The sequence below is a fragment of the Paenibacillus sp. Y859 genome (genome assembly GCF_056786405.1).
Genome location: NZ_JBXCIZ010000002.1, coordinates 482,738 through 504,966 on the forward strand (window position 1 = coordinate 482,738; position 22,229 = coordinate 504,966).

Genomic DNA, 22,229 nt, shown 5'->3' on the forward strand with positions numbered 1-22,229 from the left:
CCATCGTGAAAAATCACATGAAAATCACATTCTCTGCAATTATTCAAAATCAAGGATGTTACCGAAGTGTATTTTTACTTTCTCGGTGGCATTTTTCTTCATTCGATTAGTAACATGTGTATAGACTTTTAAAGTAGTTTTAGGATCATCGTGCCCAACTCTTTGCATTATTGTTACAAGGTCTACTCCCGCCTCGGCTAACATACTAACATGAGTGTGTCTGAAAATATGTGGAGTTGCATGTTTTGTTATAGTTGTACGCTTAAGTAACCGATCCATTCTATTGAGTAATCCTTTTTGGTTAATAGGAGTTCCATTGTCCCGGCAAAATACAAAGTTTCCATCAAAGTAATCTTCATAATTCTTTTTATATCGCTTATTGCGTGCTTCTTGATTTTTCTTAAGTGTTTTCAACATATCGATAATGCTTTCGTCTAAATCGAATGTTCGGACCGATCCATCTGTTTTAGGTGGTGTGATTTCAAAGTCAAACATACTACTTCTTGGATTGTACAGTGTTTTGGTGATACGGATTTTACATGTATTAAAGTTAATGTCAGTCCATTTTAATGCACAGAGTTCCCCAGGTCTAATTCCAGAAAAGGTCAATAAATAAAAAGACTCTAAGTCATTGTGTAAGCCTCGCTCTCGTGCTGCAATCAAAATCTCTTCTATTTCGTTCCTCTCTAAGTACTTTTCGAGAATTACATCCCTTTCAATCTCTTCTACGGTTTGTTGGCGACGCGGTATTATTGCCCCAACACAAGGATTATCTTTTCTTAACTTCTCTTTTATAGCCCATTTAAAAATCATATTTGCCGCGATATGCGCGCTAGTTATAGCTGAGAGTGAATACTCATCTTCGAATAATGTGAATAAGATTTTTTGGTATTGACCATGGTCGACAGAATCGATAGGCACTTGAGAGATGAAGCGATTCAGCAACTTTATTGAATAATAACGAACCCGAATAGAACTTTTTTTAACCGGACCTTTAGAATAAGTATCCAGCCATTCCCACGCAGCATCTTCAAACATTGTTTTCTTTGCCTTCCTTATATTAAGACCACTATTCAGTTTGTTCAAGGCATCTTCTGCCCGCTGCAGAGCCTCCTTCTTGCTGTCCCCTCGGCGTGGTATCTGTTTGCGCTTGCCCGTTGCAGGATCGGGGGGACCCTCTATTGTACAGATCCATTTATACCCCTGCTTGTTGTTAGCGGGGATTTTAGTGTAGCTAGCCACTTTGATCACTCCTTAGAAGTTCTGTGCATCCTCGATTGCATCTATTGGTAGAAAAAGTTGGTTTATAGCTTTTCCATGTCTCCACGCTATTTTAGATAAATTAATAGATATGTGTCCGGGATTATCATTACTTAACTGGATATCTTCAGATAGCACTGGTGCAGAATTTTTGGGTAGGTACGGTGGGATGTCACACTGCTTATAAGGCTTGTCTACCTGGATGGACAGATAACTATCCCAATTGAACCCTAACGGCTGTTCTACCACTAAGATGTGCGGACGTGACCAATCGCCATGATAGTCGTAATAGGCACGAATTTGAATGCCTGACGGGATCACGCTATTAACGTACTCGTCCATGGCTGAAGGGGATTCATTAATCACAGAGACACTCCCCATATGAAGCTTTGATTGATAGTTGTAATGGTCAATCTGTTCAATTCGTCTTTCCGCAAGTTCTAGTGGTACCCGAAACTCATGTGCTACAAAAGCAATGGCATCTTTTTTTTGTGATGGTAGAGTTAGTTTACTGAGGATGGGCATTGGGATAGCTGCGTAAAGCACGAACCATTCAGCTTCTCTTTCCTGGGCATCAGTAAACTGTTCTGGCATCATGGTTTGGTTTCCTGAGTGACGTAGCAGATGACAGAGCTCGTGTAGAAATTCGAGCCATTGTTTGACCGAGGGATTTCGATCATCTATAAACATAGTGGACAAACCGTCCTCAGATTCCATAGCTCTACTCGGTATGCTTGCGTAATGGATCCAAATATCCAGGTGATTTGACAATTCATCGATCGACAACTGATATATTTCGGTAATCCCTATTTCTCTGTACAGGGTCTCTACAAATTGTTCAGTTTTTGTTATTTGATAATGCCGGAACATGGTGAAAACCTCCGATTTGCGAATGTATGTTCTATTTTGTTGTGAAAAGAAAAGCCATTTCTGGCTTGGATTAAAAAACATTTAATAGATAAACTTTATTTCTTGGATCTATCAACAGAACTTCCGATAGAACCTAATACCACAAGAATAATCATAAGGACAGCCAATGGCTTACCCCACCATCCATCAGCTTCCCAAAGTGCTATAAAAATTATATAAATCAATCCGACAGTCAGTAGGGCTTTGATAGGTTTCCTAAGTAATACAAGCAATATGAAAAATAATAGAACAATAACTATGAACATGTTATACCTCTCTGTGTCCTCATCGGTTGAGGTAATTTGCTTTACTCCCCTTGTCGATCCCCAGGCTTACGTCCTTTTTCTTTCTCCTGAAGGATTTTAAATATCTGACGCATTTCTTCGCGACGTTCTTCTGGGGCACTTAGATAATCCTTAAAAAATATGCCGTGTTGAGGATTATTTACAAAAGCTTCGAATTCGGCTTGTTCTTTATCTTCCAAGTTTGACTTTCTAATAGGAGAAGAGTCGTTTGTTCGTCCTAGTAAATAATCTCCACTCGTATCCAAAGCATCAGCAAGCCTTTTTAAAGAATCAGGATCCGGCTTTCGGTCGTTAGTCTCGTAGCGAGAGAGTTGTACTATTGTCAATCCGGTTTTCTCAGCAAGATCTTTCTGTACGAGGTTCTTTTTTTCTCTAAGATACTTAATACGATCTCCCAAGTTTTGCATAGGGCACTCCTCATTAACAGTTTAATAAGTTAATAATAGCATTACCAATATGGTAATAAAACATATTTGCCAAAAAGGTAATAAAATATGTTGACATTACCGAATTGGCAATATATAATCAAGTCATGAGTTACCGAAACGGTAATACACGGAGGTGATACGGATGAAGCGAGTTGACTTGGATGAAATAAAAAAACTCAGAAAAGATAAAGGTCATTCTTTAGAATATATGGCTAATTTGCTGGGATATGAAAGTTTGAACGGGTATTACTACCTTGAGATTGGTCGCGGGAAGTTTACAGCCGAAGCATTAGCAAAAGTTGCGGATGAATTCAAGGTTCCGATAGAGTCACTTTTTTTTGATGATGGAGTTGCCAAATTGGCAATTAGAGAACAGTCAGCAACAGCCGAGCGGAAGGAGGTGGGGTAGGTGGAAGAGGGGATGAGCGAGAACAAACCTAAAGTTGGCGTAGAAGCTTATGAAATCCATCAGACAAAGAACATTGGAAAAGTTTCTCTACATTTGTTTTTTGATAATCCAAGAGGTGACTGTGCTAACTACGCCAAATTCATTAGTGAGTTTGAAGGATTCTTGAAGAAGTCGGGATACTCAATTGATTTAATCCAATCCTAAAGTCTTCTTAAGAATACTTGATGCTACATCGGACAGTATCTGCACTGAAACACCAGCAACCTTGGATGTGACCTTCTTGGTTTCCTTCCAAATTCCGTCGTCTCGGATATTATCGAGGAACTGATGACCATCCCAAGTCAGGTTGGTGACTCTGAAAACCATTAGCCGATTTTGAATTCCATACTTGATGATAGCGTCTACTAAGCCAGCATCAAGAAGTCTTTCAATAGTATAAACAATGTCTTCATCAGAAAAATCAGTTAAGTACGATGACTCTTTAAAGTGATTAAGTCTCATGTCTTTTTTAAAGTCAGAGTCTTCGATGGCGAGTAGTACTTGTCTTACGCATTCTTGCTTCAATTGCATGTTTCAACATCCTCCTTTCTGCAATGTGATCTAGACAATCTCATTCTAGCAGAAATTAGGAGGAACAACAGTAAAGGAGGGATCTTATATGGAACCCGGTATTTCGATGTTCAAAGTGGATATTGACCTAAGCAAGTTACAGGAAGCTATTAGTACGGCGGTGGACGAAGCGTTAGAACGTCATTCTCTTAAATCGAGCCTACCAACGCTTCTTAACAAGACTCAATTGATGGAGCTCTTTGATATTGGAAGTACAAAAGCTTCTGAGCTATTGAATCGTCAAGACTTTCCAGTCATAAGAGAGTTTGGTCATCCGAGAGTGCCTACGCATTCATTAATGGCTTGGATCGATGAACATACAGAATGGGTTAGAGAAAACGCTGGTGAAACATGGTTGAGGAACAAGAAGGGTGCATAGAAGAAGCCGCTGGAGCTGTACCGGCTGCAGCGGCGAAGGGGATAAGGGGGTGAGGGAATCTCTTAACTACATATTAATATACTAGATCCCACTTACCTATTCCAAATCGGAATATCTGGGAGGTGATACAAATTGAAATTTGGAGCAATCATGCAAGCGTGCAGAGAGCGTGCGGGGTTCAGTCAGGAAGAAATGGCTGATCGCCTACATAGATCGCAGAGCTGCATAAGCAAATATGAAAAGGATCACAAGGTTCCTGATATGCAAACATTTCTGAGTTGGATAGAGACCACGGGATCTAAAGAGGTTGCAGTTGCATTCCTTTGTGGGATGGATGGGCTTGGTATTATGCAAAATATTTTAACTTTAGTGGGAGGTTGACTGTAATGAAAAGAGAGTTGTTAGCGGCAGAGGCATTGCGTGTGGCGAAGAATTCGGAGCATAACCTGCAGGTGATTAAGAATAACCCAACAAAGATGTTGCCAGGTAAAATCGAGAATGCAGAAGCCTACCTGAACATGATGATTCGGTTCGCAGAAGCAGAAATTAAAAATGCCCGTCGGCTAGGACGGACACAGTTGAGAACCCGTTTAAAGAATCTCGTTACGTCTATTTTAACCGAGGAAAGTCGGAAGGGCAAGGGGGAAACGGCGTGAAGGAAAAAGATGTTGAGCAATTTTCTTCAGCGTTTGCTGTACGGTATGTGCAGTTAGAGAAGGAACTGAACTTATTTTCAGATGTTTTGCTTACGATGCCTAGTCCGATTCAAAAGAGGATCTACTCAGCAATTAATCTTGAGAGAGCAAAATGACAGAGCTTCGGCTTTGTCTTCCGGTATCGAACGGTTTCATAACCAACTCCTGTGCGATATCGGAAGATGCAGCTAAATTGCATCAACACATTTGAAAGGAGGACATGCCATGCAAGTCATTCAAAAGCTGACAGTTGTAAGTAATCCCACAAGAGTGTTTGAAGTCGGTTCTGAGATTGATGGTCGCGAAGTAATTGAGATTAAACAGGTTGGATCCGAGTTTGAGGATCATGTGCATTCGGAATATGTTATCCAGGACGAAAATGGGGATTTGATCTCAAGTATTGAGAATTGCCCAGTCATTGTGGATTACAAACAGATCGCAGAGCATGACGAGGATTGTGAAAACGAAAAATGACCCTCGGCAAAGGGTCATCGGCATTAATAATTTACTTGCCCCCACTATAACAGATTGGGGGCTCACTACACAAGAGGGAGTGATTGATTTGAATAAAGCACTTTCGGCTTATTCGCTGGATATCAGTAACGCAAACATTGAAACGATCATTGAGCCAGCAACGCTGTACGTTCCACCAGTGCTTACAATTCGGGGATCATTCGGATCCATTCAGCTTCACGCAATTAACGAGCAACTGGCAGAGATCGAATACGCTCTACGTCAACACTTAGAGGGCATTCGTTATCCGGAAACACCAGATCAGCAGCTAATTCTGAACGCTGAAATCAATAAAGCGATAGAGGAGGAAGCGTCATGAAAAAGATTATCCTGGAGCGTTTGACGTTTCGTAATTTCAAGGGGTTTCGTGAGTTCGTCCTGGATACTAAAGGTGGAAATACCGATGCACTAGGGGATAACGGAACAGGTAAGACGACATTGTTCGATGGATTCATCTGGTTGTTGTTTGGTAAGGACAGCACGAACAAGGCTGATTTCGAGATTAAGGAGCTTGATGCTGCAGGTAAGGTAAGGCAGCACAAGTTGGATCATGAGGTAGAAGGTGACTTATTGATCAACGGTCGTCGTAAAACCTTTCGCAGGGTATTTTCAGAGCAATGGACCAAGAAGCGTGGAGCATTAACCTCAGAATTCACAGGACATACAACGAGTTATCACATCGATGGTGTATCACTCCCAGCAGGTGAGTATAAAGCAGAAGTGGACGCAATCGTCAAAGAGGATCTGTTCAAGCTCCTTACATCACCAACATTCTTTAATGAGCAGTTGAAGAAAGAAGAGCGTCGGAAGGTTTTGTTGGAGATCTGTGGGGACATAACAGATGCCGAAGTTATTCATTCGAACAAAGTTTTGGAACGCTTACCATCTATTTTGGGAGATAGGGATGTTGATGCTCATCGCAAGGTTGTGGCAGCTCGATGCAAAGCAATCAATGACGAGATTAAGGATATTCCAATCCGTATTAGTGAAGCACAACGGAGTCAGCCGGAGGTTACCGATCTGGACCAGGAACTACTGCAGGATGATATTGACCATATTCGTAGTCAGATCAAAGCCAAGGAAGCTGAGATTCTTCGTATCCAGAATGGTGGAGAGTCAGCAGTTAAGGAAAAGAGGCTTCGTGAGATCGAGGGTGAGCTGATCTCCATTAAGAATCGCTTGCAGTCGACAGTCCTGGATAAGGTATCTGTAAAGCGAAATGAGGTTGGCCAACTTCAATCTGAGGTCGATGCATTACGCCGGCAGGTCGAAGATAAGCAGCACCGGATCAAGATGAATGAACGGACTGTTGATTCACGCAATCAGGAATCTGCAAGGCTTAGAACTGAGTGGACGGAAGAAAACGCGCGTGAGTTCACAGGACATGATCACGATGAGAACTGTCCTACGTGTTTACAAGCCCTTCCTTCAGATCAGATTGAGGCGGCACATAAAAAAGCGGAGTTGTCATTTAACAAACTCAAATCTTCTCAATTAGAAGAGATAAGCACTAAGGGGAAGGCGGCAACTGAGGAAGTTCGTCACCTCAAGGAGATGAATAGCCGTTTACTCGCTGAAATTAGCGCTTTGACTGATAAGTTAGATGTTTTACAAATTGATCTAACAGCAGCCGAAGCTCGACTTACCGATCTACGGTCTGGAATTCAGGACCCAGGAGCTGATCCGGATTATCAAAAGTTAACTAAAGAGTCAGCAAGGATTAAGCAGGAGATCACATTACTACGGGATTCTGCAAAAGAAACAATTTCTAAAGTACAGGCTAGTATCACATCCTTAAGCACAGACCTTCGGAAGCTAGAAGAAGATAATGCTAAATTCGCTCAGGTCCGTAAAACTGAGGAACGGATCGCTGTACTGGAGCAACAAGAGAGGGGATTGGCTGTCGAATATGAGCGCCTGCAGGAAGAGTTGTTCCTGATAGAAGAATTTACCCGCACGAAAGTATCCCTTCTTGACTCGAAGATTAACTCGAAATTCAAGTATGCGCGGTTTCGGTTATTCGAAGAACAGATTAATGGTGGATTAAAGGAAGCCTGCGACACACTATTCAACGGTGTTCCTTACGGCGGCGGTTTGAATAATGCCGCTGAGAACAACGTTGGCTTGGATATTATTAACACACTCAGTGAGCACTACGGCTTATCAGCTCCGATCTTTTTTGATAATGCCGAATCAGTAACGAAACTGATCAATACGGACGCTCAAGTGATCCGTTTAATCGTTTCTGAGAAGGATAAGAAGCTTCGCATCGATACTAAGAGCAATGACATACAGGAGGCGATCTAATTGACTACAGAAAATCAACAAGCAGTTGCAAAAAAAGAACCTACGCAATCCGAACGCTTCATGACAAAGGTTATTAGTGAATTTGGTTCTAGTGTCGGAGAGGTTGCATTGACAGATTTCCAAAAGCGTTTAGCTCAGAACTATTTTATCGCTTTGGATTCTGTCTTGAAAACTACCGAAGAGAAACGGCTGAAGAAGTCAGAAAAGTACCGTGATGTACTTCCTGTTACCTGGGCTAGCGTCAATATGGACAAGCTTGCTCGTGATGTAGTGGCTATGGCTAGAGTAGGATTTGACCCTTCTCAAGCTAACCATATTAACCTTATCCCTTTTAAAAATAACAACTCTAATAGATATGACATTGCCTTTATTGAGGGCTATCGCGGTATAGAGCTTAAGGCGACAAAGTATGGCATGGATGTACCTGATCACGTCGCCGTTGAACTTGTTTACTCGACCGATAAATTCAATCCGATCAAGAAGGACATGAACAACAAGTACGAAGGGTATGAGTTTGAAATTGTAAATGCTTTTGATCGAGGAGAGATCGTCGGTGGATTTTACTATCATCTATTTTCGAAGGCACCTGAAAAAAATAAGCTCGTCATCATGACGATTAAGGACATCGAAAAGCGTAAACCTGATCATGCTAGCCCGGAGTTTTGGGGTGGCGAGAAAGACAAGTGGGAGAACGGTAAGAAGGTCGGTAAAGAACAGGTCGAAGGCTGGCGTGAAAAGATGTGCTTGAAGACAGTACATCGTGCAGCATACAACGATATCACGATCGACTCACAGAAGATCGATGATGACTACCTACGCTTAAAGCAGATGGAGAGTGATTTGACCGAAGCTGAGGTTGCACAAGAAATTGTAGCCAATGCCAACGGCGATATCATCGACATCACTCCGGATCCAGTAACAGCAACTAACTCTTCACAGAATCAAGATCCGGATCCACAACAAAAGGGATCTAATCAGGATGAGATGGACTTTTCCGATGATGTGCCACCTATGAAAAATACCGGTGAAGGACCTGATTTCTAATGATTGATATCACTTGTCTTGGATCCAGTAGTGCTGGTAATGCCTATCGCATTAGCGATGGTCATACTCATCTGCTACTGGAAGCCGGGTTCCCATACAAATCACTCCAACGAGCGTTGGAGTTTCGCATGTCAGAGATTTCAGGTTGTCTCATTTCACATGAGCATGGCGATCACAGTAAGGCTGCTAAAGACATCATGAAGGCTGGTATTAACATCTACACCAGTCAAGGGACAGCAGATGCATTGAAGCTTTCAGGGCATCGACTTAAGCCCATAAAGGCACATGAGCAGTTCGTTATTGGTACGTGGACTATTAAGGCGTTTGAGATTGAGCACGATGCAGAGGAGCCGTTGGGGTTCGTCCTGGCTAATACGGCAGGGGACAAGCTGGTATTCCTTACAGACACTTATTACTGCAGGTATCGATTTTCTGGGCTAACTCATGTGATGGTCGAATGTAACTATTCTCTAGATATCGTTAATCAACGTGTGGCTGCAGGTGATCTGCATCCAGCACAAAAGAAGCGTCTGCTACGTTCGCACTTTGGACTTGAACACGTAAAGGGATTCCTTCGGGCCAATGATATCCGCAAAGTTGAGGAGATATGGCTCTTGCATTTATCTGATGGCAATAGCGATGCTGCTAGATTTAAGAGTGAGATCCAGGAGACGACAGGCAAGTTGGTCTATGTTGCTGACAGGTAGGTGACGATACATTGATGCAAAGCATGATGGGTGATCGGATTTGGCGGTTAATGCAGACGGACCCAGAAGAGTTTAAACGGGAGACCAGGGCGTACTTTGCCCGAGGGTATCCTGGTTGGTCGGTTGTCCGGGTCAAGTATCCATTGGTATTTTTGAGAAACGATAGGGGGCTAGGACGATGATTGTTGAGCAGCTTGATCTGTTTGCGCCAATTGATTCAGCGCCTGTACTGAACGGCATGTACTACGAGCAAAGCACTAATAGATTCGTATCTTACGTGCTAGGTCGTCGGTACTTTGAAGTTACTCCAAGTCGTTGCTTAGGTGATAAGGATTGGAAGGAAGAAACCATGAGGGAGCGTGCTATATGACCACGATTAAAGAAAAGATAAGTACTTCTGTATTTGATCAGTTGGAAGCATTGCTTAATGCGGCCACTGAACAAGGTGATGAGGCTGTTAGTGAGCACTTTAAGGCAGTTGCTTATGGGCTTGGTACTCAGATGGCTGTTGTAGGTAAGCCGGAGCATATACCAGACTCTATTAATGTAGTGGTGTCTGAGTTAGGTCGTGGTTTGCAAGCCGGATTACAGACTGCCCATGGTCTCAAGGGTCGTTTACACGTCGAGGTTCACAGCGTACGAAGAGATTAACTTATAACCAAGATCAATGCAGTAAAGGCAGGGGATGAAGCGTATGCCCGAAGGCAGTTACCCTTTTCCAATCTACTCCGGTTTATTAGAGCCAGGACACTACAATAAAATAGGCACAGCGATATGGCTTTTCCTTTGGTGCATCAGCTCCGTAACCAAAGATAAGGAAGATGAAGAAGGGGTAACATGGGGCATTGTCCTTGGGAATAAGCCTATCAAACTATCAGAAATATCTGAAAGATTTGGAGTGAATGATAAGACGGTCAGCCGCTGGTTGGATACTTTGGAACAGCACCATTACATAAGAGTAACCAGGGCGCCCCGAGGATTGATTCTTTCCGTTAAAAACTCTAAAAAGTGGACGGACAAAAGTGTCCGATCACAACATAGTGATAAGACAAATATGTCCGATCATGGCAATAGTGATCAGACAGAAATGTCCGATCACAGTCCAAAAATACCGAGTGATCAGACAAATATGTCCGATCTAAAAGATATTAAAGATCTTAGTACTACTACTCCTATTACTACTATGGATTTCGAAGATGAAATAACAGATTCAAAATTTGACGGAATGATTGAACTCTTAAATGCTTATTCCAAAATGCACGGTAAGTTTGATCACCACGTAAAACCACGAGAGCGTGAAGCCATGGGTAAGATGGTCGCCGGAGGTACGCCTAACCCTTTTACCATCCAAACTATGGAGAGCCTACTTGAGGCAAAGCGCGAACGTGAAGGTGATAGATTCAAAATGCCAACCAGCTTTTTATACTACGTGGATGGCATCGAAGAAGCCTGGTACAATTCCCAAACTACCAACGTCCCGATCGTTGGAGTCGCCCCGGGAATGTCAGATAAGCCGAAAAAGATGAGTAAACAACAACGTGAACAGCAACAAGAGATTGACGATCTTCAGCGATTCATCGAGGAGGAGGAACGACGTGAACAAAGTGGAAGTGGCTAAGCTCTACAAAGAGATCAAGAAGCGTTATGCAAACTTTGATGCAAGCCTTGAAGCCGTCGGTGAAGATCTTGGGATGTTGAAAGACATTCCTTACGAGATTGCTAGGGCTAACGTCAGACAGCACATCATGACCAATGACTTTCCACCGAAGATCTCACAGATCCGTGGCAGACTCGGCGAACAACTGGAACGACAACGGATGCGTGAGGAAACACAGTCCTATTTTGCACAACTTGAACTGTGGAAGAGGACAGCTGTTCCACCACCGGACGGAATGAGGGAGGCACTACATGCGCAGCTTAGCGGAATTAGAACAGATCGATCCACCGAATAGTCAGGACGCTGAGATATCCGCATTAGGTGCAGTCCTAATCGATGCCACCGGAGAAGCCATGGAAGTGGTGTCCGCATTAGAACCCAAGTCATTTTACAACAAGACACATCGGATTATTTTTGAATCTATGCTCGAATTATCCGAAGCAGGCGAGTCGATCGACGTGGTGACTCTATCAACTAACCTAGACAATCATGGCCAACTTGAGACGATCGGCGGTGTGAGTTATTTAGCTAGAGTAGCTCACTCGGTTCCTACTGCTGCTAACATCGACGAGTATATCGGGATCCTGCAGGATAAGTACATATTACGTCAGCTTATCAGTGCAGCAAGGAAGCAGTTTATCGATGCTGTTGAGAGCGGTGATGCTCAGCAAGTTATCGCCAACATGCAGGTGGCAGCGGCTAAGTTATCCGACCAGGCAGCGCCTCAGCAGGAGTTCAAGCCAATACGTGAAGTGATGATGAACTCCTATGACGGGATCGAACAACGGTTTGCTAATAAGGACAATGGCAGCGTCACCGGGATACCAAGTGGATTTAGTGATTTGGATGCTATGACGGCCGGGTTCCATGACGGTGAATTAATCATTGTTGCTGCCAGGCCTTCGGTCGGTAAAACGGCATTGGCACTTAATATATCCCAGAATGTTGCAATCAAAACAAGTGAAACTGTAGCGTTATTCAGTTTAGAAATGTCAGCTGAACAACTGGGTGATCGCATGATTAGCACAGAGGGTAACCTGGACGCTAGTAAGATAAAAACAGGGAAATATGAGGACGGGGATTGGGAACGGACAGCGAATGCAGTTAGCGTGCTCGGTGAAACCAATATTTTTATCGATGACTCTCCAACGATTACGGTCCATGAAATTCGCAACAAATGTCGCCGACTGAAGAAGAAGCATGGACTGGGATTGATCGTGATCGATTACCTGCAGCTGATCGCCGGGTCAGGTAAGCGTGGGGAAAACAGACAACAGGAAGTGTCTGAAATCTCTCGTACCCTCAAACAGATTGCCCGTGAGTTAGAAGTTCCGGTCATTGCTCTGTCACAGCTTAGCCGGGGAGTAGAGCAGCGCCAGGACAAGCGTCCGATGATGTCTGACCTTCGGGAGTCGGGGTCAATTGAGCAGGATGCAGATATCGTAGCCTTCTTGTATCGAGATGATTATTACGACAAGGATTCAGAGAAGAAGAACATCATCGAGATCATCATTGCCAAGCAGCGTAATGGTCCAGTCGGAACTGTTGAGCTAGTCTTCCTGAAGAACTTCAATAAATTTGCTAATTACGATAGATCGCATGATATCCAGCCAAAGCAACCTGATACGAAGGATGCGAATAAACGCCGGTGGGCGAACTAGGAGGGTATGAATATGAATCAGCTAAAAAAGCCGACAAGACGGCAAAAGGTTGAGATAACTAGGCAAAAGTTAGTTCCAAACAACTGGTTTGTCGAACGTGATGATGGAAAAGTAATGGTTGCGGTCAGCAGGGAGAAGGGGCAGGTGCGCAAGCTCCGGTGGGGAGCATGAGCGGTCCATGGAGTCGTTGGTCGGTGTACGAGTACATGAAGCGGATGTTCATGACTACGGGACAAGCCCCTGATCGGACTGAATTGGAAATTGAATTTGAAGGGATCGCTCCTTCAGAACTAACTGAGGGAATTGAAGAGTTCAATTCAGTGATCTCTGTTAAGGGTGGTGCTCGTAATGTTGGTTGATCCGTTTTTCCAAGACATCCCGTGGGATTTGATATATGACGATAAAGGACAGCAGATCGGTGCAGTGTACATGATCCACCCGTGGATGCGTCCAGGGCGGAAAGAGGAGGGGAAGTCATATGATTCAATTCACGGTATACGGCGAACCAGTCGCTCAAGGGAGACCCAGGGCAACCCAACAAGGCGGATTTATTAAACTCTATGACCCAGCCAAGTCTAGGGATTATAAGGACTATGTGCGATTGGCAGCTGCTGAGTATGCTCCATCAGCTCTCCTTGAGGGACCACTAGGCATGATGCTCACTGTTTACCGATCGATGCCAAAGTATTTAAGTAAGTCTCCCAATAAAGCTGCAGCTGCTGAGCGAGGGGAGATTTTACCCACATCTAAGCCCGATACGGATAACTATCTCAAGGGGGTAAAGGATGCTCTCAAAGGTGTGATCTGGAAGGATGATAGTCAAGTCGTGGAAGTGTTTGCTCGGAAGAGATACAGCGCTAGACCGCGCATTGAGGTCAAGATCAAGGACTTATCTAAATTATAAATTGGAGAGTGATGATAATGTTTATTAAAAATCATGCGAAGTTTACAGCAACAATGGGCAAGGGGATCAAAGTTGGAGATGCGGATGTTGAAATTAAGCTTATGCTACCATTAAAAGTTGTCCAGGAGAATTTTATGTTTCTGAGTACAAACCAAGGAGAAAAGATCAATGTAATCTTTGGTGATCCGCAGGCTTCCATGGCTTTCGATGAAGATAATGAGGATATGTATAGAGTCTACACTGGACGACGTGTGACGGCTGATGCATCTGGCATTGTCACACATGTGGAAGCTCAAGGCGAAGATCCAAATCAGGGGGATCTACTCACGGAAATTCAGGAGGAAGGAAGCGATCCGGAAGTTGATGGTAGCGTTGGTGAAAGAAAGGATCCTGATGCTCCTGCAGAAGAAATTTCTGATGGTGAGAGCAAAGAGGGGCTAACCACCGATCTTCCCGAATGGATGCAGGAGGGAAATAACCCGACTGGTGATCAGGAAATGGACTTTGAGGATCCAATAGGCACAGGTGGCGAGGATAAGTACAATGAAGGTGCTCAAAGTCGTGATAATGGCGAACCTAGTGAAAATACCGGTTCTAATGCAGATTCATCAGCAGTGGTTGAAATTGATAACGAAGTGATTGAGGATTACATTCTTGAGAAACGTCCGACCTTCCCGGATATTAATCTAGACTTTCCAAACTTGCTTAAGCAACGTAGGGAGAAGGGAGAGACCTGGATGAAGATTGCTACTACTGTTGGCATTACTAGTGGACAGTTAAGCGCGCAGTGGAAGAAGTATAAGGATCGTGTTAAAGGGTTGATAAAGGATGAAGGAGCAGCTTAGGCTGCTTCTTCTTTACCGGTGAAGATGAATTTATTCTTTCATTAGATATTGCTTTGGATAAACAGAGAAAGGACGAAGGTGTTCCTCCGTCCAACTTAATTAAACTCTATTCTTCTCTCATTCTAATTTCAACAAGGTGTTTACAATTGGGGCATTTTGATGTTGATATGTATTTCTTTTTGTCTTTTATACTCACTAAAGAAATCAATTGAACTATTGTTCCTGGTAACGAAGCAAGGCCTAATCCAAGAGCAATAGTGTTCATTACTACAGTATTTATTATGATTTCTTTATCAAAAAGAGCTGTAAACATTAAAAATCCTAAAGTGCTAGCAAACAGTAAAACTGCAATAATTATTAATAGCATATATACTATTTTAACCCAACGCCAAATTATGGTTGCTATGAAATTCACCCCCCCTCATATTTTAATACGTGAAATAAGGGGAAATGGTTACAAATGGAGCATGTCGAGTAGATAATTAATCACCCTGATTAAAATACGGAATATTTATATAGGTATAGTAATGACCCCCAATACCTGGCCGGGCGCGGGGGTCAAAATGTTACCTCTCATTGATTATAACATGAGTGAGGGGATAAGGATGGGGAAAAGACGTAAGAATCCACTTCAAATGGCATTCAACATTCTTCCGATCGATGAAGCTGCTACGCGCGCTGCTGTGGAGGAACGTTTGGAAGAGGTCCGACAGTATAGACAAATCGGTCTTGTCCGTAGAGAAGTAGTACTGACGCCATCTTATGCTCCGAGGTACCACGGAGCAACCAATGAGACCAGTAAACCTACTGAAAATATTGCGATATGGAATGTAGATAAAGAAGCAGAATTAAAGGAGAAAGATCGATTACTAGATTTGGCAATGAGCAGGTTGTCGAGTGTTCAGCGGGAAGTCATTGAGCGGAGTTACTTGGATGATGAAGGTGAGTTTGATTATATCAGTTGTGGGGAGATGGCGATAAGCGAGAGTACTTTTCGAAGAGAAAAGTCCAGTGCAATCTATATATTGGCTTGTGCTTTGGGATTAGAAGTATTAGTTGAAAGAAACTATTCATTAATTATTTAACTGGCGAAAGCCAGTTTTTGTATTTAATGATAGAATATTAATAAGAGGTTGAATTAGGAGGATGGAAAATGATGAAAAACACGTTTAATTCCGTTGGTGTTTACGCTACTTATAGTGAGATCTTTGGGAATAAGTATGGCAAAGAGAAACTAATTAGCTTAATTAGAGAACTGCCCTTTGGAGGGGTGATTACAATTTTATCGCAATTGAATTCATTACAAATTGAAAACAATAGCATCATAGAAGGTTTTTATGAATTTTTAGAAAGGGAGATCCCAGAAGCATCAGAAGCATTATATATAAGAAACAAGTTAAAGGACAGGTTGTTATATACACCGCAAGGGTTACTATCAGTGTGGAAATGGATTCTAACGTATGGAGATATTGAAAAGATTAATAAGGATATAGACTTAGAAAATGGGACTTTTATGATATTGTACTTGAATTTAATAGTTTCTGATTATTTGGTTGAAGGAAAAGATAGCGATGTATTGTACGATTTTTTCACTAATATTAACTTCAATTCAAAAAAAGATGCCGGAGCGAAATTAACTAGAGCCTGTATTATGTATGATGAAATTGCGAGGAAAAGTCAATTGTTCAATAAAAAAGAGTACATTGATATAAATTTTGAGTTTCTTAATAAATATGGTTATACAATAAAGGAATATTTAGCTATCATCTTTGCAATACACACTTCTTTTATTGTGAATGACGGAATAATAAAGCCTTCGGGGGCACAAAACTTAGATAGCTTTTCTAATTTTCTACATAAAGATAAATTTGAAGTAATACTAGAGGAACTTTCAGTAAGTATAGAAGATGCTCGAGAATGGTCACACACAAATATCAATAATAGCTGGAATTATCAGTTGTTTAGAGAAAGACCATTAATTAGAATTGAGAATGGTTTATATCTATCAATTAATCATGAGTTCCTTTTTGAAAAAGTATTTAATCAACTCTTTTTTAAGATTAGAGATTGCTTCTCTAAGGACAGTGAACAAATAATAAGCTTCATTGGAAGATGCTTTGAAAATTATATAGATATAATAACTACTAAAGCTGGTGAAGTTTCATCAATTCCGTATGAAATTATCTCTGAATTTAACTTTTTGGGGAATAGATCTCCAGATTGTATGATAAAGTTAGGTAATAAATTAGTAGCTATTGAAGCAAAAAATAGAAGATTGAAATTAGACTCGCTTATCAACAGTAAACCGGAAACAATACATTTTGATTTAACAAAAATGATTAAAGAACCTATTATTCAGCTTCACAATTGTATGAAAAAATTGTCGGATCGGAGCCATCCGATTCTTGATGGAGTGGAAGAAATCTATCTGATTGTAGTTACACAAGGTTCGATAGCGACACTCCCCCCATTTATGCTTGAAATCAATGAAAGTTTAGATAAATCCTTTGAACTTCCAATTAAATCATATTATCATTTGGATATAGAAGAATATGAATGGTTACTTGCGATTATTGCCAAGAAAGATTCTAGACCTATATTCAGAATACTTGACAATAAAACAAAATTGGCACCACTAACATCATTTCATGATTTTGCGTTGAAACAACTCTATTCAAAAAAAAGGTTGGATTTTATTAATACTAAGTTTATGCAACACACAGATGATTTTGGTAAGATACTTGCCGGAGAAAGGTGGATCAGTGACTGACCGATTTTTGACTACTTTTTGACCGCACAATGGCCGTTCATTAGCATTTGATCGTGTTACTATGAAATTGTGGGAATGGAGAGAATGACACGCACAGCTGCACGAATGCGGCATTAAACTGCGGCGTAACTATTCTCGCCATTTCCTCTTATTATTCTAGTTCTTCTTAATTTGACCTATTTTACTAATCAAATCTTGATGAAACTGATCTAAATTCTGTTTTTCGTCAGCGACCAATGCGTATTCATTTCCACCTACTCGTATAGTCACCAAGGTATAAGATTGTTCTAATGGTCTTGATGGGTCAATAAATGAAGCATCACTACTAGCGATAATAAGAACGTTCGTATAGTCAAAGACTTTTATTTCGTGTTCATTCCATTCTGCAACAAGAAGATTGTTATGGCCAATGGCAACTGAAATATCATTTTGTTTATAAATATGTGTTGGCTTATACCCAAGTAACTTCTCCTCTAAATTCATCGTGTCACCTCCTCATAAATTAGATTTCGACAAGATAAAGGGAAAGCCCTCCTGTGGTCGAATTCAAGTATGTAAGGAGGTGAAATAAGATGCAAATAAGTTGGTGGATTAATATGTTGGGATTGGCTGTATCAATTTTTGGTACGGTATTGATATTTAAAGGGACTCCTCTTGATTCAACAGGGCACATCACTTTATCTGAAACTTACGTAACAAAGGTTCAATTTGAAAAGAGTATGAAAGGAATGAACAAGCGCTATAAGTTATCCAGATGGGGGGTTGGGATATTGCTTAGTGGATTCATAATTCAAGGCATTGCTCAAATACTGATTTTCCCCACGTAATTCAAAAAGGTTAGTATATAGTAGTATTCTACAGTAAACATCGTTACAGGTAAGAATGACTGAAGTTGCTACATTTGACACCTATTTCAGCAGCTTGTTAAAATGGTCTTGTTCTCCTTTGTAACAAAGTACGTATGCTTTTTAAGCAAAGAGCATAGCGTTTTTGCTGCGGACGTTACGGACGCCATTCTTTAGATCTGTAACAGAATTATCGAATATCGTAATAAATTCATGAAATAACGTACATATTCAGACGAAGTCGTTCCTTATGGGGCGGCTTTTTCTATTTTATAATTTAGGATTTTAGGAGGAATAGTGATGAAGTTAAAGAGGGTTAAGGATCCACCGGTGTATAAGCAGCCGATCAAGTGTAAGGGATGTGATTGGGGTCGTTGGGATGGTATGAAGCAAGTATGTATGATGCCACGTTGTGTTAAGTGGTGGCATAGAATATAGAGGAAAATCCTTCCTGATGTCGAAATTTAATATCAGGAGGTGTTTTATGAATGTTGTTGACGATTTCTTAAGAGGATCTATAAAGTAAGTGGCTTCGTTAGTTACAACATCAATTGGATTATGTATTGCAATCCCGCTAGTGGTTGTAGCAGTAATTCTCAAGAATCTTCAATGGAAAGGTTTTAAAATATTGATGACCCTGTTGGGGTAGTAGGACTGTATTTATTTTTGAAATATGGGGTTGATGATTTTGGAATACAAATACAATAGAGTGTTTCACAATAATACATACGTTTAAGTTTTTATCCATAATGAATGTATGAAAAAGGTGAATTCATTTCACTGTAGAAATATTACAGTTAAGGAAGGATATTGTGAATATGAAAAAATATTCATAGTGTACTAGAAATAAGTAGAAAAAGGCAATGAGCTCACAGCTTCAGATTATGGGTAGACACAGAGTGAATTTTTAAAGATAGCTCTTTTGATCAAAGAGGAAGGTTACCTAAGAAACGTTGCAGTCGCCTCAACAATAGTTTGGCTAAACGCCACTTCATTAACAATGAAGGGTATTGAATTTTTAGAAGATAACAGACCATTAGCCAAAACATACAAAGGAATCAAAGAAGTAAGAGATTGGGTAAAACTTTAAAGATAATTTTGATAATTGATTATGAAGGGATGAGGAGTAATTGTATTTTAAGAGAAGTTTCACTGCATTAATTATTTTCGTAATTATATTTTCTTTCGTCGGTCCAGATGTAGGTGCAGCAAATATACCCTTTACTCAAGGTGATGCATATCAACAAGGAGCATATGATTCTGAAGCAATGCAACCAACAGGATCGAACTGGACGCGAAATTCCAGATATGCAGCGGTTAATTCTAACATCCATTTAAAATGGAAATATAAAATGCTAAATGGAGGGAGATCTTCTATCATTATTAATGAAGAAGGTACCCTATTCACAAAAAGTTATGAATCATCTGGATTAAATCGCATATTTAAGATACATGCAATTAATCCAGATGGAACATTAAAATGGGAGCGTACTATTAATGATGATTTAATGTATGGTACACCCATTATTAGTAGAGACAAGAAGTTGATTGTAACAGCAGGACAAAAGCTACTCTCATTAAGCATGGATGACGGATCTTTGACTGAAAAGACGCTTCCATCTAGTTATTCTAATGAAGTGGTAGTAGGAAACGATGGAACCTATTATTTATCTGGTATAGCAGGAAGGTTGGTCGCTTATAATCCTGATGGTACACAAAAATGGACAAGCTCCTTTGGATCAAACTATCATGCTGGCTATCCTTCTCTTACAAATAGTGGAAGTTTGATATTTAAAGCAGGCGTAGGGAGCGCTGGTAGCCTTTATGCATTTGATTCTAATACTGGTGAAAAGAAGTGGGAATTTTCGGGTATAGCTTCTAGTTCAACTAGATCGTCCCCAGCTATTGCAAAAGATGGGACAGTATATGCCACCGGTCACGAAGGTTTTGTTTATGCGGTTAATCCAGATGGAACTTTAAAATGGAAGTTTAGTGTGGATAGAAGTGTCTCCGAAACGGAAACAATTGATCCTATTGTTGGTTCTGACGGAACTATATATGCAGGTAGTGGAACTAAGTTTTACGCAATTAATCAGGATGGAACTTTAAAATGGGTATATAATTCAAAAGCAATTTTTTCATCCCCGATAATCGACAAAAATGGCATTGTCTATTTAGGTGCAGGTGGGAATTTAGTTGCTTTGAATTCCGAAGGTGTAGCACAATGGACTTTAGAGCTAAATGCTTCTAATTTTCTTACTACTGCCGCAATAGCTGAGGATGGTACTATTTATATAGCTGATACTTCTGGGTATGTATATGCAGTTGGGGGCAACGTGGAGGGCATCGAGAATCCTACTGAACCACCGATTGATCCGGAACCACCAATCAATCCCGCTGGAGAACGCGCTATTTTTGTCCTAACGTTAAGTAACGGAACGGAAAAAGAGTATGATCTTTCAATGCTAGAGGTTCAGAAATTTATTAATTGGTATGAAGCAAAAGCGAATGGTAATGGACCAATTACATTTGCAATTAATAAACACGATAATAATAAAGGTCCGTTTAAGCAAAGACAGGATTACATTGTTTATGACAAAATCATTACTTTCGAAGTTAATGAATATTAGGAAAGCTGAGTCGCTGATTTATTCAGCGGCTTTTTCTATTTTATAATTTAGGGTTTTAAGTGGAATTGTGATGAAGTTAAAGAGGGTTAAGGATCCACCGGTGTATAAGCAGCCAGCTAAGTGCAAGGGATGTGATTGGGGTCGTTGGGATGGTATGAAGCAAGTGTGTATGATGCCACGTTGTGTTAAGTGGTGGCGAAGGGTGTAGAAGGGAATGTCCTCTTGATGTCGAATTACGACAAGGGAGGGGGGATACTTTGAAAAAGAACGTTATGATAATATTCGGCTTAGTTTTGTTAACAACAATCAGTATTCAATTTTTCCTTTTGCATGGATTCGAGTTTAATGATATGAAGAGCCTTAATATTAATATAATGGTAAGTGTTTTATCAATACTTACGACAGTCTTCATTATTGATAATTTGGTTCAGAAACATGAGAATAAAAGGAGGTTAAATGACTATCTATCAACATTGGAATTAACACATAATATATTCGTGAATAAATTGAAACGGCAATTCGTTCAAATTATTACAAAGGAACCTAAAGAAACAGATATAGAAGAACTGGTGAAAGATTTAAATATGTATATCGATGAAGAGTTTTTAAGAAAGAAAATTAAAGTTGTGCAATTCAATGCAAGTAGCATATTCGAGAATAAGGAAATGGAGATTGACTATTTCACCTTCTGCACAGATTTCAAAAAGATAATTGAACATGAAATAACAATTTACTTGAATAGATACGCGGCCATCATTCCTCCAGAAATAATGAATCATATATTTGTAGTTGATAACTTATTAAAATCTAATATGTTAGTTAGTCCAATGGACTATGGAATTACTGATATTAGTATCGACATTAATTCAGTAAAATTCGATCCAGCAGATTATATCGATGTGTTCACAAGTTTGGGAAATGAGATAATTGCACTCCAGAAGTATGCAGAGTAGCACCTTAGGGTGCTTTTTCTTTAGTCTTATTAAAGGTAAATCTCTTTTGATGTCGAATTGTGATGTCGAGGGAGGTGGATAATTTGCTTGATAAACTTATTGAAGCAGGAGAAAAACTGGAAGCACAATCGGAACCGGGTATGTATAATATTGGTAAGGTTCTTTCTGGTGGAGATCTACAAAAATGGACGGCACGAGTAATACTTTATCTAGAAGAACATAAATCCGATAGTTCGCTTACTAAGAAGGCCATTGAGCTGACAAAAGGCGATGTTGGGTATGGAGAGTATGAATTTTTGTTAGGACTCATTAAAGCAATAAAAGAGAGTGAATAGTTTTATAATGGCGCCTGTAATGAAGGTGCCTTTTTCATGCATATAAAAGCCCTTGTGAGCTGAG

Annotated in this window: 34 protein-coding genes and 1 pseudogene; 28 read left to right on the forward strand and 7 right to left on the reverse strand. The window is 40.6% G+C overall.

The genetic code is table 11. The features are described from left to right. Positions 1 to 39 precede the first annotated feature (39 nt). The 4 genes from AC1TO8_RS07135 to AC1TO8_RS07150 form a co-directional block, all read right to left on the reverse strand. Positions 40 to 1,242, reverse strand: a complete 1,203-nt coding sequence (locus tag AC1TO8_RS07135; protein ID WP_482054889.1) for a tyrosine-type recombinase/integrase — start codon at positions 1,240 to 1,242, stop codon at positions 40 to 42. Between the two features lie 12 nt (positions 1,243 to 1,254). Further along, entirely contained in the window at positions 1,255 to 2,130 is an 876-nt protein-coding gene (locus tag AC1TO8_RS07140) for an ImmA/IrrE family metallo-endopeptidase (RefSeq protein WP_482054890.1), read from the reverse strand. A gap of 95 nt (positions 2,131 to 2,225) precedes the next feature. After that, positions 2,226 to 2,435: a hypothetical protein gene (locus tag AC1TO8_RS07145; RefSeq protein WP_482054891.1), complete on the reverse strand. Its 210-nt coding sequence runs from the start codon at positions 2,433 to 2,435 to the stop codon at positions 2,226 to 2,228. 41 nt (positions 2,436 to 2,476) lie between these two features. Beyond that, a complete protein-coding gene (locus tag AC1TO8_RS07150; RefSeq protein WP_482054892.1) occupies positions 2,477 to 2,881 on the reverse strand; it encodes a helix-turn-helix domain-containing protein in 405 nt (134 codons plus the stop codon). Positions 2,882 to 3,044: 163 nt separating this feature from the next. Between AC1TO8_RS07150 and AC1TO8_RS07155 the strand changes: the two genes are divergently transcribed. Beyond that, positions 3,045 to 3,311, forward strand: a complete 267-nt coding sequence (locus AC1TO8_RS07155; RefSeq protein ID WP_482054893.1) for a helix-turn-helix transcriptional regulator — start codon at positions 3,045 to 3,047, stop codon at positions 3,309 to 3,311. A gap of 12 nt (positions 3,312 to 3,323) precedes the next feature. Continuing rightward, positions 3,324 to 3,515, forward strand: a complete 192-nt coding sequence (locus AC1TO8_RS07160; RefSeq protein WP_482054894.1) for a hypothetical protein — start codon at positions 3,324 to 3,326, stop codon at positions 3,513 to 3,515. Here the strand turns inward: AC1TO8_RS07160 and AC1TO8_RS07165 are convergent. Then, positions 3,501 to 3,881, reverse strand: coding sequence for a DUF2513 domain-containing protein (locus tag AC1TO8_RS07165; protein WP_482054895.1), 381 nt, complete (start codon positions 3,879 to 3,881; stop codon positions 3,501 to 3,503). The two genes, AC1TO8_RS07160 and AC1TO8_RS07165, sit on opposite strands and share 15 nt — an antisense overlap. An 88-nt stretch (positions 3,882 to 3,969) precedes the next feature. Between AC1TO8_RS07165 and AC1TO8_RS07170 the strand changes: the two genes are divergently transcribed. The 18 genes from AC1TO8_RS07170 (at position 3,970) to AC1TO8_RS07255 (ending at position 14,632) form a co-directional block, all read left to right on the forward strand. Next, the gene (locus tag AC1TO8_RS07170; protein WP_482054896.1) at positions 3,970 to 4,299 is read left to right on the forward strand and encodes a DNA-binding protein; all 330 of its coding nucleotides are present in this window, start codon (positions 3,970 to 3,972) and stop codon (positions 4,297 to 4,299) included. Between the two features lie 132 nt (positions 4,300 to 4,431). Next, a complete protein-coding gene (locus AC1TO8_RS07175) occupies positions 4,432 to 4,680 on the forward strand; it encodes a helix-turn-helix domain-containing protein (RefSeq protein WP_482054897.1) in 249 nt (82 codons plus the stop codon). 5 nt (positions 4,681 to 4,685) lie between these two features. Then, on the forward strand, positions 4,686 to 4,955 hold the full coding sequence (locus AC1TO8_RS07180; protein ID WP_482054898.1) for a hypothetical protein: 270 nt from the start codon (positions 4,686 to 4,688) through the stop codon (positions 4,953 to 4,955). Further along, a complete protein-coding gene (locus AC1TO8_RS07185; RefSeq protein ID WP_482054899.1) occupies positions 4,952 to 5,110 on the forward strand; it encodes a hypothetical protein in 159 nt (52 codons plus the stop codon). The genes AC1TO8_RS07180 and AC1TO8_RS07185 overlap by 4 nt, the downstream gene beginning before the upstream one ends. Before the next feature lie 109 nt (positions 5,111 to 5,219). Continuing rightward, positions 5,220 to 5,468: a hypothetical protein gene (locus tag AC1TO8_RS07190; RefSeq protein ID WP_482054900.1), complete on the forward strand. Its 249-nt coding sequence runs from the start codon at positions 5,220 to 5,222 to the stop codon at positions 5,466 to 5,468. Beyond that, positions 5,452 to 5,826, forward strand: a complete 375-nt coding sequence (locus AC1TO8_RS07195) for a hypothetical protein (RefSeq protein WP_482054901.1) — start codon at positions 5,452 to 5,454, stop codon at positions 5,824 to 5,826. The genes AC1TO8_RS07190 and AC1TO8_RS07195 overlap by 17 nt, the downstream gene beginning before the upstream one ends. Further along, positions 5,823 to 7,814, forward strand: a complete 1,992-nt coding sequence (locus tag AC1TO8_RS07200) for an ATP-binding protein (protein WP_482054902.1) — start codon at positions 5,823 to 5,825, stop codon at positions 7,812 to 7,814. The genes AC1TO8_RS07195 and AC1TO8_RS07200 overlap by 4 nt, the downstream gene beginning before the upstream one ends. Continuing rightward, positions 7,815 to 8,858, forward strand: a complete 1,044-nt coding sequence (locus tag AC1TO8_RS07205) for a recombinase family protein (protein WP_482054903.1) — start codon at positions 7,815 to 7,817, stop codon at positions 8,856 to 8,858. It begins immediately after the preceding gene. Then, the gene (locus AC1TO8_RS07210; protein WP_482054904.1) at positions 8,858 to 9,565 is read left to right on the forward strand and encodes an MBL fold metallo-hydrolase; all 708 of its coding nucleotides are present in this window, start codon (positions 8,858 to 8,860) and stop codon (positions 9,563 to 9,565) included. Before AC1TO8_RS07205 ends, AC1TO8_RS07210 begins: the two co-directional genes overlap by 1 nt. 178 nt (positions 9,566 to 9,743) lie before the next feature. Continuing rightward, the gene (locus AC1TO8_RS07215; protein ID WP_482054905.1) at positions 9,744 to 9,935 is read left to right on the forward strand and encodes a hypothetical protein; all 192 of its coding nucleotides are present in this window, start codon (positions 9,744 to 9,746) and stop codon (positions 9,933 to 9,935) included. Then, positions 9,932 to 10,216 (forward strand): hypothetical protein, encoded by a 285-nt coding sequence (locus AC1TO8_RS07220; protein ID WP_482054906.1) that lies wholly within the window; start codon positions 9,932 to 9,934, stop codon positions 10,214 to 10,216. The genes AC1TO8_RS07215 and AC1TO8_RS07220 overlap by 4 nt, the downstream gene beginning before the upstream one ends. Positions 10,217 to 10,259: 43 nt before the next feature. After that, complete coding sequence (locus AC1TO8_RS07225) at positions 10,260 to 11,183, forward strand: MarR family transcriptional regulator (RefSeq protein WP_482054907.1); 924 nt, start codon at positions 10,260 to 10,262, stop codon at positions 11,181 to 11,183. Next, positions 11,161 to 11,517 (forward strand): hypothetical protein, encoded by a 357-nt coding sequence (locus tag AC1TO8_RS07230; RefSeq protein ID WP_482054908.1) that lies wholly within the window; start codon positions 11,161 to 11,163, stop codon positions 11,515 to 11,517. The genes AC1TO8_RS07225 and AC1TO8_RS07230 overlap by 23 nt, the downstream gene beginning before the upstream one ends. After that, a complete protein-coding gene (dnaB, locus tag AC1TO8_RS07235) occupies positions 11,474 to 12,883 on the forward strand; it encodes a replicative DNA helicase (protein WP_482054909.1) in 1,410 nt (469 codons plus the stop codon). The genes AC1TO8_RS07230 and dnaB overlap by 44 nt, the downstream gene beginning before the upstream one ends. Before the next feature lie 12 nt (positions 12,884 to 12,895). Beyond that, positions 12,896 to 13,054: a DUF6906 family protein gene (locus AC1TO8_RS07240; protein WP_482054910.1), complete on the forward strand. Its 159-nt coding sequence runs from the start codon at positions 12,896 to 12,898 to the stop codon at positions 13,052 to 13,054. Further along, on the forward strand, positions 13,051 to 13,242 hold the full coding sequence (locus AC1TO8_RS07245) for a hypothetical protein (protein ID WP_482054911.1): 192 nt from the start codon (positions 13,051 to 13,053) through the stop codon (positions 13,240 to 13,242). Before AC1TO8_RS07240 ends, AC1TO8_RS07245 begins: the two co-directional genes overlap by 4 nt. A gap of 119 nt (positions 13,243 to 13,361) precedes the next feature. Next, positions 13,362 to 13,787, forward strand: a complete 426-nt coding sequence (locus AC1TO8_RS07250; protein ID WP_482054912.1) for a RusA family crossover junction endodeoxyribonuclease — start codon at positions 13,362 to 13,364, stop codon at positions 13,785 to 13,787. 17 nt (positions 13,788 to 13,804) lie between these two features. Then, complete coding sequence (locus AC1TO8_RS07255; protein ID WP_482054913.1) at positions 13,805 to 14,632, forward strand: ICP22 family protein; 828 nt, start codon at positions 13,805 to 13,807, stop codon at positions 14,630 to 14,632. Positions 14,633 to 14,738: 106 nt separating this feature from the next. Here AC1TO8_RS07255 and AC1TO8_RS07260 read toward each other — a convergent pair whose 3' ends face one another. Continuing rightward, positions 14,739 to 15,047, reverse strand: coding sequence for a hypothetical protein (locus tag AC1TO8_RS07260; protein ID WP_482054914.1), 309 nt, complete (start codon positions 15,045 to 15,047; stop codon positions 14,739 to 14,741). Positions 15,048 to 15,237: 190 nt separating this feature from the next. On the opposite strand from AC1TO8_RS07260, the gene AC1TO8_RS07265 reads away from it, so the two are divergent. Both AC1TO8_RS07265 and AC1TO8_RS07270 read left to right on the forward strand, forming a co-directional pair. Further along, positions 15,238 to 15,717, forward strand: a complete 480-nt coding sequence (locus tag AC1TO8_RS07265; RefSeq protein WP_482054915.1) for an ArpU family phage packaging/lysis transcriptional regulator — start codon at positions 15,238 to 15,240, stop codon at positions 15,715 to 15,717. A 68-nt stretch (positions 15,718 to 15,785) separates the two neighbouring features. Next, on the forward strand, positions 15,786 to 17,402 hold the full coding sequence (locus tag AC1TO8_RS07270; protein WP_482054916.1) for a hypothetical protein: 1,617 nt from the start codon (positions 15,786 to 15,788) through the stop codon (positions 17,400 to 17,402). A gap of 156 nt (positions 17,403 to 17,558) precedes the next feature. On the opposite strand, the gene AC1TO8_RS07275 is transcribed toward AC1TO8_RS07270, so the two are convergent. After that, on the reverse strand, positions 17,559 to 17,885 hold the full coding sequence (locus AC1TO8_RS07275; protein ID WP_482054917.1) for a hypothetical protein: 327 nt from the start codon (positions 17,883 to 17,885) through the stop codon (positions 17,559 to 17,561). 89 nt (positions 17,886 to 17,974) lie between these two features. On the opposite strand from AC1TO8_RS07275, the gene AC1TO8_RS07280 reads away from it, so the two are divergent. From AC1TO8_RS07280 to AC1TO8_RS07305, 6 genes and pseudogenes are all read left to right on the forward strand, one after another. Continuing rightward, positions 17,975 to 18,229, forward strand: a complete 255-nt coding sequence (locus AC1TO8_RS07280; protein ID WP_482054918.1) for a hypothetical protein — start codon at positions 17,975 to 17,977, stop codon at positions 18,227 to 18,229. Between the two features lie 318 nt (positions 18,230 to 18,547). Continuing rightward, positions 18,548 to 18,685 (forward strand): hypothetical protein, encoded by a 138-nt coding sequence (locus AC1TO8_RS07285; protein WP_482054919.1) that lies wholly within the window; start codon positions 18,548 to 18,550, stop codon positions 18,683 to 18,685. A 469-nt stretch (positions 18,686 to 19,154) separates the two neighbouring features. Further along, positions 19,155 to 19,337: pseudogene (locus tag AC1TO8_RS07290) on the forward strand (YjcQ family protein); the annotation flags it as partial. Positions 19,338 to 19,377: 40 nt separating this feature from the next. Further along, on the forward strand, positions 19,378 to 20,877 hold the full coding sequence (locus AC1TO8_RS07295; protein WP_482054920.1) for an outer membrane protein assembly factor BamB family protein: 1,500 nt from the start codon (positions 19,378 to 19,380) through the stop codon (positions 20,875 to 20,877). A gap of 257 nt (positions 20,878 to 21,134) precedes the next feature. Continuing rightward, positions 21,135 to 21,830 carry a hypothetical protein gene (locus AC1TO8_RS07300; RefSeq protein ID WP_482054921.1) on the forward strand — a complete coding sequence of 232 codons (696 nt, stop codon included), beginning with the start codon at positions 21,135 to 21,137 and terminating at the stop codon, positions 21,828 to 21,830. Between the two features lie 83 nt (positions 21,831 to 21,913). Further along, positions 21,914 to 22,165 (forward strand): hypothetical protein, encoded by a 252-nt coding sequence (locus tag AC1TO8_RS07305; RefSeq protein WP_482054922.1) that lies wholly within the window; start codon positions 21,914 to 21,916, stop codon positions 22,163 to 22,165. Positions 22,166 to 22,229: the final 64 nt, after the last annotated feature.